The sequence below is a fragment of the Flavobacterium sp. NRK1 genome (genome assembly GCF_024054175.1).
Classification (GTDB): domain Bacteria; phylum Bacteroidota; class Bacteroidia; order Flavobacteriales; family Flavobacteriaceae; genus Flavobacterium.
The window spans coordinates 1,857,020-1,872,409 of record NZ_JAMXLA010000001.1; the positions used below are offsets into that span (position 1 = coordinate 1,857,020).

Below are 15,390 nucleotides of genomic sequence, written 5' to 3' on the forward strand. Positions count from 1 at the left end.
GTGCAAATATAGAACCATTTTTATATTATCCAAAACAAAAGATAAAAAAAATCAATTACTATCTTTACCGCTTAAACAAAAGGGAAATGCTTTTAGCTGTTGATATAGGAAATACAAAAATTAAAGCTGCTGTATTTGAGACTGCTGCACTAATTAATAAATTTATTTTTGATAAAAGCGAAGCATTAAAAGAATTTAAAAAAATTTTTACTCAATATCCACATATCGATAAAAGTACGCTTTCAATGGTAGGGGAAGCCGAGGCTGAGTTGTTACAGTTACTGGATAGTAAAAGTGAATTGGTAATAATAAATCATGATTCCCTGTTTCCGTTTAAAAATAAATATGCAACACCAAAAACTTTAGGTATAGACAGAATGGTTTTATCAGCTGGTGCTGTATTGCAATATCCGGGTGTAAACCGCCTTGTTATAGATGCCGGTACCTGCATTACTTATGACTTTACAGATAGTGATGATAACTATTTGGGAGGGGCTATATCGCCGGGTTTACAATTAAGGTATAATGCTATGCATAATTTTACTGCAAAACTTCCGTTGTTATATCCTGAAATGCCTTCGCACTATATTGGTAACAGTACTGCCAACGCAATGCATTCAGGCGTTGTAAACGGTGTGTTGCACGAGTTAGAAGGTTTTGTTAAGCAGTATAATGAACAGTATCAGGAGCTAACAATAATATTAACGGGGGGCGATGCCGAATTTTTGGCTAAAAGATTAAAAAACACCATATTTGCCAATTCAAATTTCTTGTTAGAAAGCTTGAATCTTTTATATCTATATACGATCACAAATGATTAAAAAAATTATTGCAGGCATGTGCCTGATTTTCTCAACTGTTGCATTTTCGCAGGACAATAATGCATCTCCTTATTCATATTACGGCGTAGGTGATGTTAAGTTTAAAGGTACTGTAGAAAACAGGTCTATGGGTGGTTTAGGTATTTTACCGGACAGTACACATGTTAACCTTCAAAATCCGGCTTCATACAATGCTCTACAATTTACCACTTATACTGTAGGTGCCAGCAATAAGAATACAAATTTTAAATCAGACTCAGGTACTGACAGTGCCGGAAGAACAACTTTTGATTATTTGGCCGTATCACTCCCTTTTAATAAAATTGGAGTAGCATTCGGTTTAATGCCTTACACGTCTGTAGGTTATAAAATACAGAACGAAAAAGTGAAAGATGAAATTAATTATTTAAGGCAATTTGAAGGAAGCGGAGGCATTAACAGGGCTTTTGCCGGAGTATCATACAGAATAACACCAAAATTCAGTGCTGGTGTTAATTTTCAGTACAATTTTGGTAACATTCAAACAAAATCCATCATAGGTTCTCAGGATGCAGGGATACAATACCCAACAAGAGAATTAAACTACTCTCATTATGGAGGTGTTTCATTTAATCTGGGTGCTACTTATAAAGGAAAAGTAAACGACAATATAGACTGGTATAGCAGTGTTACCTATACTCCAAAAAGTAAACTTAATAGTACTACCGATCGTAATTTTGCAGCTATAAGCCTTACAAGCAGCGGTAGTGAAGTTGTAATAGATGAACTTGATGAAAGACGTATAAGAGAAGATGTAGATATGCCTTCATTATTTACTATAGGAACAGGCTTCGGTCAGGCAAGAAAGTGGTTTGCAGGTGTTGAATACAGTACTCAAAGCAGTAATGCAATGAGCAGCCGTTTTGATGCTGTTACAAATGCAGCATTTGAACCTTCTCATACAATATCATTAGGGGGATACTATATTCCTAAATATATGTCATTTACCAGCTATCTAAGCAGAATAACATACAGGGCGGGACTTAAATTCGAAAAAACAGGACTTGTTATAAATAATGAATCTATTAATGATTTTGCTTTTACCTTAGGAACAGGTCTTCCTCTTGGAGGTAATTTTGGAGTTTCTAACATTAATTTAGGGCTTGAAGTAGGGAAAAGAGGTACTACCAAAGCTAACCTTATTCAGGAAAACTATGTAAATATTATGATAAGCCTTTCGCTAAGCGATAGATGGTTTATCAAAAGAAGATACGATTAATTTAAACTTTTCAGGTTATGAAAACACTATGGGCTTTTTTTATATGTGTGTTAAGCCTTTCGGCAGCAGCACAGGTTACGTATAAATGCGAAGATAATTTTAAGGTGTTTGAGGGCAGGTATCTTATAAAAGAATATAATGATGCTTACAAGCTGCTTTCAGAACTTAGAGTAAAATGCCCAAAAGTAAATGAAAACCTTTATGTTTACGGAGAAGCAATACTTAAATATGAAATTGAAGTAGCACAGACTCCGGAGGAGAGAAAAGCAATGGTTGAAGATCTGGCAGCTCTTTATAACGAACAGTTTGTTAATTTTCCGTCAAGCGGGGCTGATGTAAAAAAAACACAGCTTCAGTTGGATAACAAGCTGATCACAACTTCAGAAGCTTATAAAGCATTTACCGCTTCTTTTAATAAAAACAGGCAGGCTTTTATGGATTTCAATTCTATCCTGGCTTATTTTTATATGGTTCTGGATGATTTTAAATCCGGAAAAGGTATGACTGATGAACAGTATTTTGAAAAGTATGGAGAAATAAGCACTCAGGTTGCTTTTGCTAAGAATAAAATTACCGAAGATAAACAAACTCTCCTGAAAAAAAAGGAAACAGCTATGCTGACTGATGTGGAAACTCAGTTTGTTGCAGATGCAGAATATATTATCGATGCATTGGATAATGTAGCTGAGGTTATTCAGAAACAAAGCAGGGATTATGTTTCCTGTGAAAAACTGGAAGCTTACTATGGCAAAAGCTATGAAGATCATAAAAATGATTATAACTGGATTGATGCTATGGTAAATGCATTATATGATAAGAAATGTTTTAAATCTGCACTACTGCAAAAAGGCGCGGTTGCTTTGCATACTATAAAGCCTACTAAAGATACTGCTTATCGCCTGGGCATGATCGGTTTAAAAACAGGCAATAAAGAAGATGCTTTAAAATACCTGGAGCAATCGGCATCAATGGAGGCAAATTCCGAAAGAAAATCGGATATTTATTATCAGATAGCTTCATCTCATAAAAATACAGATAAAGCGGTTGCTAAAAAATATGTTCAAAAAACTATAACCCTAAATCCTAAAAATGCGCAGGCATATCTTATGCTTGCCGAAATGTATGCAACTGTTCCTGCAAATGACGAATGCGGACTAAATAATTTTGAACGTAAAACACTTAATTACCTTGCTATTGACACTGCTAAAAAAGCTGAGGTTGCAGAGCCTAAATATAAAGCAGCGGTAGCTGCTGCGGTTAAGCGATACGAAAAAAACCTCCCGTCTAAAGAAGAGGCAAAAGCAATGGGAAAAAGAAGGGGCGACGATATTACCTTTGGCTGCTGGATAAACGAAAAAGTTACTTTACCTAAATTGTAATTAATGAAACTGTATAGAGGCATAGGTATAATAATTATAGCTTTTACATTATTGCTGTGCTCATGCGAAAGCAATTTTAAAGATGTGCAGCGCATTAACAGTGTTGCTTTTAGTCCATCGGGAGAAACCGAAAATATAAACTTAAAATATACCGATTCTGGCAAGGTTAAAGCTATACTTGTGAGTCCGTTAATGCTGGATTTTTCTAATCTTGAATACGGATTTAATGAATTTCCAAAAGGGGTTCATGTAACTTTGTTTGATGTTAATAATAAGAAAAGCTACGTTGAGGCAGACTACGCTATTACTTATGCAAAAACTGATATTATAGATTTGCAGGGTAATGTAAAAATAACAAGCAGTGAAGGGCAGGTTCTGGAAACGCAGCAATTATATTATGATCAGAAGAATGAGTGGTTTTATACTGAAAAAAAATTTAAATTTACTGATGGGAAAGATAGCTATGTAGAGGGTCCCGGTGTAGATTTCAGTAAAGATTTTAAAGTGTTTAATGCCCAGCAGAATAACGGGCTTATTAGTAATGTTGAAGAATAAATAATGAAGTATTTAAAAGTTGTATCTTACATATATCTGGCTGTTGCAGCCTTTTTTATTGTTGACGGTATTATAAATATGCAAAACGGGAAAAATTATATTATAAGTTTTCTTTTTGCAGGCCTGGCAGTGTTTATGTTTTTCTTTAGGATGAGGTTTGCAAAAAAACAGCAGAATAGTGGGAAAGATACCTAGATAGTATATGGAAACAATAACGATAATATTATGTTTGCTCCTTTCGGCCTTTTTTTCAGGGATGGAAATAGCATATATTTCGTCTAATAAAGTTTATCTTGAGGTAGAGAAAAAACAATCTACCATTATTTCGAAAATCCTTACACGTTTAACAGAAAATCCTATTCAGTTTATTACTTCTATGCTTATAGGTAATACAATTGCTTTGGTATTGTATTCTTATTTTATTGGTAATGCTGTTATGCGGTGGTTTTTTTCTTCAGCAGATAATGTGCATGCTTTTTATAGCTTACTGCTTCAAATTGCAATATCTGCTTTCATACTGTTGTTAACGGCAGAATTTATTCCAAAAATATTTTTTCAGGTATATGCAAATACTTTAATCAAGGTTTTTGCTTTGCCTGCGTATATGTTTTATTGCCTTTTCTTTTGGGTTTCAAAATTTATTATTGCTATCTCAGATTTTATATTGGTAAACATTCTCCGCACGCAGGGAGATACCCAAAAAGCTTTTTTTAGCCGTGGCGAATTAGGTACTTATATTACAGAACAGCTTAATGGGGCTGATGTTCAGGAAGAGGTGGATTCTGAAATACAAATATTTCAGAATGCGCTGGAATTTTCTGATATGAAAGCCCGTGATATAATGACTCCGAGAACAGAAATTGCTGCAGTTGAAATAAATGATTCAATTTCAGAGTTAAGGGAGCTTTTTATAGAAACAGGGTATTCTAAAATAATTGTTTATCAGGGCTCAATAGATAATATTGTAGGCTATATTCATTCTTTTGAATTGTTTAAAAAGCCAAAATCAATTCTTTCAATAATGATAGCTATAGAATATGCCCCGGGAACTATATATATAAAAGAGCTTCTTAACGTGCTTACAAGAAAACGTAAAAGTATGGCTGTAATTCTGGATGAATACGGGGGTACGGCAGGTATAGTTACAGTTGAAGATATTATAGAAGAGCTTTTTGGTGAAATTGAAGATGAGCATGATGAAGAAGAAGAACTTACAGAGGAGGTATTAGCGAACGGAGCTTATCTTTTCTCAGCAAGGCTTGATGTAGAATATATTAATGAAGAATATGATCTGAATATTCCGGAAAGTGATTCTTATGTTACACTTGGAGGCTTTATAGTTCATAATGCTAAAGAAATACCAAAGGCAGGAGAAAAACTTACTTTTGAAAACTTTGAGATTTTAATTGAACAGGCTTCAAATAAAAAGATAGAGCTTGTAAAAATTGAGCCTTTACAGGATAAATAAAAAAAAATGCATCTTCCTGCGAAAATATATCGCCACTACTTTTATTATTAAACAGATAATTGTATTTTCGCCCACTGATATAAAATTTTAACAAACAATAAAAATGGCGGTTTTATCAAAAATTAGGCAGCGTTCGTTAGTTCTGATACTAGTTATAGGTCTATCATTACTGGCTTTTATAATAGCTGATATTATAAAAAGTGGCGGTTTTGGGGTTTCCCGAAACATAGGCAGCGTAAACGGTAAAGATATTCCTGTGCAGGATTTTTTACAAAAAGTAAATGATGTACAGGCAAGGCAACAGGGAATTAGCCCTACGCAGGCTGCAAATGCTGTATGGAACCAGGAAGTTGATAATATTCTTTTTGAAGAAAGATATGAGAAATCAGGTTTGAGAGTAGGTAAAGATCACATCTTTAACGTATATGCTCAGGATCCGCAGGTTGCTCAAAATCCTCAGTTTCAGAATGCGCTTGGTAAATTTGACAAAGCTAAATTCAATGAGTTTTTAGTGAACATGAAAACTACAAATCCTGCTCAATGGCAAATGATTGAGAAAAATAAGGGGCTTGTAGAAAACGCAGCTAAAAAACAACTTTACCTGACAATGGTTAAAGCAGCATTTTTCGCTACAGACGCCGATGGTAAAGCAAAATACGAAGCTGAAGCAAACAAGGTTACTTTTGATTATGTATTTGTTCCTTACAGTACAATCAATGATGATCAGGTTAAAGTTTCTGATGAAGAGCTTACGGCTTACATGAAGAAAAACGAAAAGAAATATAAAGCGGAAGCATCCCGCGATCTTGAATATGTATTAATTGAAAACAAACCGTCTGCTGCTGATGAAGCTGAGATGAAAAGTCAGATTAATGGTTTGCTAAGTCCGAGGGTGGAGTATAACGATGAGACTAAAAGCAATGATACTATTCCGGGATTTGCGAAAGTTACTAATGTTGAAGAGTTTGTAAATAAAAATTCAGACATTAAATATGATTCAACTTATGTAACTAAAAAACAACTTCCTATAGAATTTGCTGAGCAAATTTACAATCTTAACAAAGGAGAGGTTTTTGGGCCGTATGTAGATAACGGATATTACAAGCTTACAAGAATGATAGATAAAAAAGGAAATGCTACTGCAAAAGCAAGCCATATCCTTATTTCTTACAAAGGAAGTAAAGCTCCGGATCCTTCTATAACAAGAACTAAAGAGGAAGCTAAAGCTAAAGCTGATGACCTTTTAAAACAGGCTAAAGCTAATCCTGATAATTTTGCTGCATTGGCAATGGCTAATACAGATGATCCGGGTTCAAAAAATACAGGTGGTGAGTATGATAATATCACTCCTAACCAAATGGTTAAGCCTTTTAATGATTTTGTATTCAATAATCCTGTAGGTACTATAGGTGTTGTTGAGACAGAATTTGGTTACCATGTAATTAAAGTTACCGGTAAAAATGAAGCGGTACAGCTTGCTACTATTGCACAAAGAATTGAGCCGTCTGAGGCTACAACTGATGAGGTATTTACCAAAGCCACAAAACTGGAAATGGATGCAGAAGAGAAATCATTTGCAGATCTTACTAAAGATTTGGGTTTAACTGTTGTTCCTGCAAACAAAATTATGGCTAACGATGAAAATATTCAGGGGATAGGAAGTCAGAGAGCTATTGTTAAATGGGCTTTTTCTAAAGATGCTAAAGAAGGTGATGTTAAGAAATTTGATATCCCTCAGGGGCATGCAATCGTGAGAGTGAAAGCAATAAACAAAAAAGGACTTCTTTCAATGGAAGAAGCTAAAATTTCTGTATTGCCAATTCTTCGTGACGAGAAAAAAGCGGAACTGATCAGAAAGAAGATGGAAGGTACAACTCTTGAGGCTGTAGCTCAAAAAACAGGTTCTACTGTTGCAAATGCAGTTGACGTTTCTCTTGCTAACCCTACAATTGCAAATGTGGGGCCGGAGCCAAAAGTCGTTGGTAAAGCATTCGGATTGGGTGAAGGAAAAACATCAGGACTTATAGACGGTAAGCTGGGTGTATTTATGATAAAAACCAAAACTATTTCTAAAGCGGCTGCGTTGCCTAATTATACTGCCTTTACTGCCAGATTAAATGGTGAAGGAAGACAGCAGGTACAAGGAAGGCTTTCTGCTGCTCTTAAAGAAAATGCTGATATTGAAGATGACAGATCTAACTTCAATTAAGAAATATAAACAAACAAAAGAAAAAGCCGGCTATTGCCGGCTTTTTCTTTTAAAATACTTTAGCAATATACTACACATAAGATCCGGCTTTATAAATCTAATGTAAATTAAGAGTTAATAATTTGTTATTTATGAATTTGGTAAGAAATTCCTAAAATAAGCTTGCTATTTTTGCCGTAATGATAACTTTTGGTATAAAACAGATTTTTAAAAATTAAATCAGGGAAGTATGCTTAAACAAATTAATAAAGTAAGGAAAAGAATAATGAAAGGCCTTACTAAAAATGTTGGCAGATCCCGTGTTATTAAAAATCCGGGTACTACTGTAATGATAAAAAGGGTGCTTATTGCAAGGCCTAACCACAGATTAGGCAATCTTTTACTCATTACACCACTTATCCAGGAACTTTCTAATACTTTTCCGGATTGTAAAATAGATCTTTTTGTAAAAGGAGGTTTAGCTCCAATTTTATTTAAGAATTACAAAAATGTTGACCGTATAATAAAACTGCCTAAAAAACCTTTTAAAAAGCTTTTAAAGTATGGAAAGGTATGGGTTTCTTTAAAAAAATACAGGTACGATCTTGTAATTAATATTGATAGAGATTCTTCATCCGGCAGGCTTTCAACAAATTTCGTTACTTCAAAAAATAAATTTTTTGGGGAATATGTAGATGAACTTGCTAATAAATACAGTGATTACAGGCATATGGCAAAAAATCCGGTTTATAATTTAAGGTATTTTTTAACTATGCTCGGATTTAATGAAAATAAGGATGCTGTTCCGTTATTAGACCTCAAACTTAAAGCAGCAGAACTTAGTGCAGGAAAGAAACTGCTTAAAAAACTTGTGCCCAACGATAAAAAAACTGTATCTGTTTTTACTTACGCCACAGGCAGTAAGTGCTACTCTGAAGAATGGTGGGGTAAATATTATGACAGGCTTGTTGCAGAATTTCCTGATTATAATTTTGTAGAAATCCTGCCTGTTGAGAATATATCTAAAATAGGATTCAGGGCACCGTCTTTTTATAGTAAAGATGTGAGGGAGATAGCTGCAGTGATCGCAAATACATCTGCTTTTATTGGTGCCGATAGCGGTATAATGCATTTGGCATCGTCATCATTAACGCCTACTATAGGTCTGTTTTCTGTAACCGATCCTCAAAAGTATGCACCCTATGGTAATTATAGTGTGGCAATTGATACTAATTGTGATACAATAGATAAAAGCATTACAGTATTAAATACTATTCTTCTTAAAAATGATAAGCCGGGCAGTTTACAATATGCTTAGGGTTTGCTATTCCTGTTTTTTTAAAATCATATCTGAATAGGGGATAACAGTTTCATACCCTTTCGATCTAAAATATTGAGTCGGGTTTTCTTCGCTTGCAGCCAGAATAAAATCACCACCCCAGGCACCAAGACTTTTTAAGGTTCCGTTAAAGTCTGGAAAAAGCTCTTCTTTAATAGTTTTCATTTGTAAAGGCTTGCTCATTAAATCTGAGTGTTTGTTAAGTAAAGTGCAAAATGTTTCGAAATTATTAGTTATTGATGCTTGTTCAATAATTGTATTTACCTGCTCGTTAAGTAATGGGATGTCTTTTGCATTTTCACGGTATGCGGCAACAGAAGAACGTGTGTTCTGCTTTTTGTTCAGGTAGACAAAATATAATTTATCTAAGAAATCGGGGTTGAATTCTATTGACCTTACTTTTGGTTTATCTTCTGTTTTCTGAAAAATTATTGGAGTATTATATTGCGCGCATGCAATATCATAACCGCTTCCGCCAAAACTTTCCGCTAATAATTTATAAGCATCAATCTCAAACCATTGTGCAATATTATTGATAAGTGTAGAAGAACTTCCCAGTCCCCAGTTTCTGGAGAATGTTAACAGAGTAGATATAGAATATCCGTTGTTTTCCTGTAATATTGAAGGATTAAGTTTGTCAGCGATGTGAAGAATATTAATAAGGATATCTGTAACCTTGTTGCCGGTTTTCACCTCTTTTCGGATATTATCGGTCGTAAGCTTTGTTTCAAACCACAAACTTTTGTCGGCATCGTAGCTTTTCCACTCGATAAAATCGTTTTCCGTATTTTCAACATATAAATATTGACCGTAAATTGTAGGTAAAGCAAAAGCCTCAGAGCCATCAATTACGGTGTACTCTCCAATTAAAAAGAGTTTACCATTACTGTAAAAAGTCTTCTTCAATTTTGCTTGGGTCATTTTTACGTAAATCGGTTATATAATCAGCGACTGCCGAATGGCTTACTGTGTTTTTTTCAAAATGTTTTATAGCTTGTTTTTTTTCCGGGTCATTGGCCCCAAGCTGGTTAAGAATATTCATCAGGTGCATTTTCATGTGCCCCTGCTGTATTCCTGTTGTAGTAAGCGATCGCAAAGCTGCAAAATTCTGAGCTAAGCCTGCTACGGCTACGATCTGCATTAATTCCGGAGCTGAAGGCTTACCAAGCATTTCAAGACAGAATTTCACCAAAGGATGTAAAGTGGTTAGTCCGCCAACGGTACCTAATGCTAAAGGTATTTCCATCCAGAAAGTAAAAATGCCATTTTCTACTTTTGCGTGTGAAAGACTGCTGTATTGCCCGCTTTTTGAAGCATAAGCATGTACGCCTGCTTCTACAGCTCTGAAATCGTTACCTGTTGCAACCACAACGGCATCTATACCATTCATAATGCCTTTATTATGTGTCACCGCTCTGAATGGTTCAATTTCAGCAATTTTTACTGCCGTAAGAAACTTATCTGCAAATGCAGCAGCACTAACGCTTGCATCTTCATGAAGCTCTTCAACCGGGCATGATACCTCTGCTCTTACAATACATCCCGGTACATAATTGGAAAGTATGCTCATTATTACCTCAATGTGTTTTTCATCTTCAGTAAATGAATCCTCATTTAAAGTTGCTTCTTTTAATATTTTAGAGAAGCGTTCCAGACAGGAGTTTATAAAATTGGCACCCATGCTATCCTTTGTTTCAAAGGTAGCGTGGAGCTGGTAGTAATTTGCTAAATCTGCAGTTTTATCCCTCAATTCAATATCGAGAATGCCACCACCGCGTGCCTGCATGTTTTTTGTAAGATCCTGCGTTCCTTCAAAAAATAGCGCTTTGATTTTATTAAAAAAGGAAGACAATTTTCCAAAATCTCCATTGAAAATAAAATGTACCTGGCCTATTTTTTCTGTATTAATTACAGTAGCTTTAAAGCCGCCTCTTTTAGCCCAGAATTTTGCAGCTTTTGCGGCTGCAGCTACAACAGAGCTTTCCTCTACAGCCATTGGAATTGTATATTCTCTTCCGTTAATAACAAAATTTGGTGCTATACCTAATGGCAGATAAAAGTTGGTTATGGTGTTTTCTATAAATTCATCGTGCAATTTCTGAAGGCTGGTATTAGTGTTCCAATAGTTTTTTAGCAGTGAAATAGCTTCCTCAGGTGCCGAAAAATATTCGTTGGCAATCCATTCAATCTTTTGTTCTTTGGAGAATTTAGAAAACCCTGCTATTGTTTTGCTCATTTTCAGTTGCTTAAAATAATAATGAGGTGCAAAGATAAGCTTTAGACAATGCATTTGCTAAAATTATATTTTAGCTATTTTATCAATTCCTGCATTTAACAAAAAAAAGGACAGATTATTCATAAAAAATTACTAAAATTGGGAGTTTTTTATCAACTGCAAAATGAAATACATTAAAAGGTTACTTTTCTTATTTATACTGGCAGTAATGCCGGTAGCTGCACAGCAAAAAATTACACTTGAACAAATATGGGGAGGAGCATTCAGGCCGGAGGTTATGGATGATCTTCAGGCAATGAAAAAGAGCAATCATTACACAGTGCTTAATGCTGACTGGAGTGCAGGTACTGCTACTTTAGACCTGTATGATTTTGCTACTCTTAACAAAATAAGTACGCTTGTTGACTCTAAAAGTTTCAGGGAGCTGGAAAACGGTATAGACAGCTATACATTTAGCCCTGATGAAAAAAAGATATTACTGGCTACAAATTCCATTCAGATTTTCAGGCATTCTTTTATTGCTGACTTTTATATATATGATATAGCTGCTAAATCACTAACAAAATTAGCAGATGGAAAAGTGCAGGAACCTACTTTTTCTGCGGATAACTCTAAAGTAGCGTATTCTTTTCAGAATAACCTTTATGTGTTTGATGTAGCTTCAAAAAATGCAGTACAAATAACTAAAGATGGTATAAGAAATTCTATAATTAATGGTATTACCGATTGGGTGTACGAAGAAGAGTTTGCATTTGTAAGGGCTTATGACTGGAATAATACAGGAGATAAAATAGCATTTATTCGTTTTGACGAAACTGAAGTTCCGGAATTTTCAATGGATTTGTATAATACCGGATTATACCCAAGCCAGTATGTGTTTAAATATCCTAAAGCAGGAGAAAAAAATGCTTTGGTATCATTACATATATATGATGTAAAAACCGGTACTACAAAACAAATTAATCTGGGTAATTATAATGATTTTTATATACCGCGCATTAAGTGGACGAACGAGGCTCAAACGTTAAGTGTGCAGGTAATTAACAGGCATCAGAATGATCTTGACCTTATTTTTGTGGATGCAGATAGTGGCGCCGCAAAAGTAGTACTTAATGAAAAAGACAAGGCATATATTGATATTACCGATAATCTAACTTTCTTAAAGGATAATAGTTTTATATGGACAAGCGAAAAAGATGGTTATAACCATATTTATTTATATGCTAAAACGGGTAAGCTTATAAATCAGGTTACTAAAGGGCCGTGGGAAATGACTGCTTACTACGGATTTGATGAGAAAACGGGTAATATTTTCTATCAGTCAACCGAGGTAAGCTCTATTAACCGTGATGTTTACAGAATAAGCCTTAGCGGGAAAAATAAAGTCAGGCTTACACCTAATGCAGGAACTAATAACGCCACTTTTAGTCCAAATTTTGAATATTTTATAAATTCATATTCAAGTTCGGTAAACCCTCCTTCTTATTCGCTGCATAGTGCTAAAGACGGTAAGCAGATAAAATCTATAGTAAATAATGATGCTCTTAAAGAAAGACTTGCTGCATTTGATCTTCCGGTTAAAGAGTTTATGGTGCTGAATACTGAAAAAGGACAACAGCTTAATGCATGGATGATTAAACCAAAGGATTTTAATCCTAACAAAAAATATCCTGTATTTATGTATCAGTACAGTGGTCCGGGATCTCAGCAGGTTAATAATGACTGGAACGGATATGACGATTACTGGTTTATGATGCTTGCTCAGCAAGGTTATATTGTTGCCTGTGTAGATGGTCGTGGTACTGGCTTTAAAGGTGCTGAGTTTAAGAAAGTAACTTATAAGGAACTTGGTAAATATGAAGTTGAAGACCAGATAGATGCTGCAAGGACCATAGGAAAGTACAGTTATGTAGATCCTTCAAGAATAGGTATATTTGGCTGGAGCTATGGCGGATTTATGTCGTCTAATTGTATTTTAAAAGGTAACGATGTATTTAAGATGGCTATTGCGGTTGCTCCGGTAACTAACTGGCGTTTTTATGACTCGGTTTATACAGAAAGGTATATGCAAACCCCACAGGAAAATGCTTCGGGATATGATGATAATTCACCAATAAATCATGTAAGCAAGCTTAAGGGCTCTTATCTGTTAATTCATGGTTCGGCAGATGACAATGTACATTTGCAAAATACCATGCTTATGGTGGAAGCATTAGTACAAGCAAACAAACAATTTGACTGGGCTATTTATCCTGATAAAAATCACGGTATTTATGGTGGCAAAACACGACTGCAGCTTTATACTAAAATGACTAACTTCATTAAAGAGAAATTATAAATAATAATATCAATTACTAACAACTATTTAAAATCACATGATGACAGAAAATCAGGTTAAATCAGGACATCCGAAAGGGCTTTATGTTTTGTTTATCACAGAGATGTGGGAGCGCTTTAGTTACTATGGGATGCGTGCTCTTTTTATCCTTTTTATGACAAAAGCTTTATTATTCGATAAATCCCTGGGATCGCAAATTTATGGAAGTTATACAGGTTTAGTATACCTTACTCCACTTATTGGAGGGTACGTTGCAGATAGATATTGGGGAAACAGAAAATCCATCATCATTGGTGGTATTATAATGGCAATAGGTCAATTTTTCATGTTTTTATCTGGTAGTTTTTATCAAGAAGTAGGGTTTGCAAGTATAATGATGTACACTGGTCTTGGATTTCTTATTTTTGGGAACGGATTTTTTAAACCCAATATTTCCACAATGGTTGGCCAGCTTTATCCCTTGGGAGATAAAAGAGTAGATTCTGCGTTTACGATATTCTATATGGGTATTAACCTTGGTGCTTTTATTGCACCATTATTATGTGGTTTTTTTGGCGATACAGGTAATCCGGCAGATTTTAAATGGGGGTTTTTACTCGCTTGCTTAGGAATGATTATAAGTGTTATTTTCTTTGTCATACTTAAAAATAAATATATAGTTACTCCGGAAGGTGAACAGATTGGTGCAGCTCCCAATAGTTCGAGAGAAGCGAAAAAAGATGATGTGATTTCCGTACCGGTTTCTAAAAAGACTCTTTTAACATGGGGTACTATATGGGTTTTACTTCTAATAGCGCTATATTTTGCATTGGATAAAGATCTTATAGGAGCTTTTATTTTTTCTCTTACACTTGCTGCTCCTGGTTATATAATATCTGATCCTGGATTAACAAAAATTGAAAGGCAAAGGATATGGGTAATATATATTGTGGCTTTCTTTGTTATATTTTTCTGGTCTGCATTTGAACAGGCTGGTGCCTCATTGACTTATTTCGCTGAAGAACAGACTAACAGAAAAATTTTTGGTACAATTGTACCTGCTTCATATTTTCAATCTATTAATGCTATAGCAATTGTTGTTTTTGCTCCTATATTTGTTTGGTTATGGGGTGTACTTGGGCGTAAAAACATGGAGCCGGCATCACCTTACAAGCAGGCAATAGGTTTATTTCTATTGGCAGTGGGGTATCTCGTAATTGCATTTGGCGTTAAAGGCCTAGAGCCAGGAGTTAAGGTAAGTATGATGTGGCTGGTAAGCTTATATACAATTCATACTCTTGGAGAGCTTTGTCTTTCTCCTATAGGGCTTTCCATGGTGAACAAACTTGCGCCAGTAAAATTTGCATCGCTGCTTATGGGTGTGTGGTTTCTAAGTACAGCAGCAGCAAACAAATTTGCGGGAACATTAAGTGAACTTTATCCGGAAGCCGTTGTTGCTGTTTCAGATGTTGAAAATGTGCAATCGTCTAAGGCACTTCAGTTATTTCCTGAAGGTTTTGAAAAAACCAATGCACCGGAAATTAATGGGCAAAAAGTTATTCCTTTTGAAAGAATAAATTTTTCTGCAGCGAAAGATGAAATGCTAAAGGATGAAATTATTAAGGAATTGACGCAAAGGCAAATAGAAAATATTAAGAAATTTATGGGCTTTTCCATTGCAAACCTATACGACTTTTTTATGTTATTTGTAGGTATGGCCGGAGTGGCATCAGTAATATTATTTATACTTAGTAAAAAATTAATTAATATGATGCACGGGGTAAGATAAATGTTTTATGAATAAAATATTTTGATCAGAAAGCCATTTT

The 15,390-nt window shown here is 34.9% G+C and carries 12 protein-coding genes; 10 read left to right on the top strand and 2 right to left on the bottom strand.

The window, feature by feature from the left end:
* Positions 1-86 precede the first annotated feature (86 nt).
* The 8 genes from NHE85_RS08495 to NHE85_RS08530 all read left to right on the top strand — a co-directional run bounded on the left by NHE85_RS08495 (position 87) and on the right by NHE85_RS08530 (position 8,987).
* A complete protein-coding gene (locus tag NHE85_RS08495) occupies positions 87-821 on the top strand; it encodes a type III pantothenate kinase (RefSeq protein WP_252811597.1) in 735 nt (244 codons plus the stop codon).
* Positions 814-2,079 carry a hypothetical protein gene (locus NHE85_RS08500; protein ID WP_252811598.1) on the top strand — a complete coding sequence of 422 codons (1,266 nt, stop codon included), beginning with the start codon at positions 814-816 and terminating at the stop codon, positions 2,077-2,079. Before NHE85_RS08495 ends, NHE85_RS08500 begins: the two co-directional genes overlap by 8 nt.
* Positions 2,080-2,096: 17 nt before the next feature.
* Positions 2,097-3,458, top strand: coding sequence for a lipopolysaccharide assembly protein LapB (locus NHE85_RS08505; protein WP_252811599.1), 1,362 nt, complete (start codon positions 2,097-2,099; stop codon positions 3,456-3,458).
* 3 nt (positions 3,459-3,461) lie between these two features.
* Positions 3,462-4,013: an LPS export ABC transporter periplasmic protein LptC gene (lptC, locus tag NHE85_RS08510; RefSeq protein WP_252811600.1), complete on the top strand. Its 552-nt coding sequence runs from the start codon at positions 3,462-3,464 to the stop codon at positions 4,011-4,013.
* 3 nt (positions 4,014-4,016) lie between these two features.
* Positions 4,017-4,208, top strand: coding sequence for a hypothetical protein (locus NHE85_RS08515; protein ID WP_252811601.1), 192 nt, complete (start codon positions 4,017-4,019; stop codon positions 4,206-4,208).
* 7 nt (positions 4,209-4,215) lie between these two features.
* Entirely contained in the window at positions 4,216-5,481 is a 1,266-nt protein-coding gene (locus tag NHE85_RS08520; protein WP_252811602.1) for a hemolysin family protein, read from the top strand.
* Between the two features lie 103 nt (positions 5,482-5,584).
* Positions 5,585-7,690, top strand: coding sequence for a peptidylprolyl isomerase (locus tag NHE85_RS08525; protein ID WP_252811603.1), 2,106 nt, complete (start codon positions 5,585-5,587; stop codon positions 7,688-7,690).
* A gap of 229 nt (positions 7,691-7,919) precedes the next feature.
* Positions 7,920-8,987, top strand: a complete 1,068-nt coding sequence (locus NHE85_RS08530) for a glycosyltransferase family 9 protein (protein ID WP_252811604.1) — start codon at positions 7,920-7,922, stop codon at positions 8,985-8,987.
* A gap of 6 nt (positions 8,988-8,993) precedes the next feature.
* On the opposite strand, the gene NHE85_RS08535 is transcribed toward NHE85_RS08530, so the two are convergent.
* Both NHE85_RS08535 and NHE85_RS08540 read right to left on the bottom strand, forming a co-directional pair.
* On the bottom strand, positions 8,994-9,914 hold the full coding sequence (locus tag NHE85_RS08535) for a GYDIA family GHMP kinase (RefSeq protein WP_252811605.1): 921 nt from the start codon (positions 9,912-9,914) through the stop codon (positions 8,994-8,996).
* Positions 9,892-11,244, bottom strand: coding sequence for a hydroxymethylglutaryl-CoA reductase, degradative (locus NHE85_RS08540; protein ID WP_252811606.1), 1,353 nt, complete (start codon positions 11,242-11,244; stop codon positions 9,892-9,894). The genes NHE85_RS08535 and NHE85_RS08540 overlap by 23 nt, the downstream gene beginning before the upstream one ends.
* A 163-nt stretch (positions 11,245-11,407) precedes the next feature.
* On the opposite strand from NHE85_RS08540, the gene NHE85_RS08545 reads away from it, so the two are divergent.
* Positions 11,408-13,582 carry a S9 family peptidase gene (locus NHE85_RS08545; RefSeq protein ID WP_252811607.1) on the top strand — a complete coding sequence of 725 codons (2,175 nt, stop codon included), beginning with the start codon at positions 11,408-11,410 and terminating at the stop codon, positions 13,580-13,582.
* Positions 13,583-13,619: 37 nt separating this feature from the next.
* Entirely contained in the window at positions 13,620-15,350 is a 1,731-nt protein-coding gene (locus NHE85_RS08550) for a peptide MFS transporter (RefSeq protein ID WP_252811608.1), read from the top strand.
* The last annotated feature ends 40 nt before the right edge of the window (positions 15,351-15,390 follow it).

Excerpts from the sequence above, each read along its gene's own strand:
- NHE85_RS08495 (WP_252811597.1), top strand. The coding sequence starts at position 87 with ATGCTTTTAGCTGTTGATATAGGAAATACAAAAATTAAAGCTGCTGTA.
- NHE85_RS08500 (WP_252811598.1), top strand. The coding sequence starts at position 814 with ATGATTAAAAAAATTATTGCAGGCATGTGCCTGATTTTCTCAACTGTT.
- NHE85_RS08505 (WP_252811599.1), top strand. The coding sequence starts at position 2,097 with ATGAAAACACTATGGGCTTTTTTTATATGTGTGTTAAGCCTTTCGGCA.
- lptC (WP_252811600.1), top strand. The coding sequence starts at position 3,462 with ATGAAACTGTATAGAGGCATAGGTATAATAATTATAGCTTTTACATTA.
- NHE85_RS08515 (WP_252811601.1), top strand. The coding sequence starts at position 4,017 with ATGAAGTATTTAAAAGTTGTATCTTACATATATCTGGCTGTTGCAGCC.
- NHE85_RS08520 (WP_252811602.1), top strand. The coding sequence starts at position 4,216 with ATGGAAACAATAACGATAATATTATGTTTGCTCCTTTCGGCCTTTTTT.
- NHE85_RS08525 (WP_252811603.1), top strand. The coding sequence starts at position 5,585 with ATGGCGGTTTTATCAAAAATTAGGCAGCGTTCGTTAGTTCTGATACTA.
- NHE85_RS08530 (WP_252811604.1), top strand. The coding sequence starts at position 7,920 with ATGCTTAAACAAATTAATAAAGTAAGGAAAAGAATAATGAAAGGCCTT.
- NHE85_RS08540 (WP_252811606.1), bottom strand. The coding sequence starts at position 11,244 with ATGAGCAAAACAATAGCAGGGTTTTCTAAATTCTCCAAAGAACAAAAG.
- NHE85_RS08545 (WP_252811607.1), top strand. The coding sequence starts at position 11,408 with ATGAAATACATTAAAAGGTTACTTTTCTTATTTATACTGGCAGTAATG.
- NHE85_RS08550 (WP_252811608.1), top strand. The coding sequence starts at position 13,620 with ATGATGACAGAAAATCAGGTTAAATCAGGACATCCGAAAGGGCTTTAT.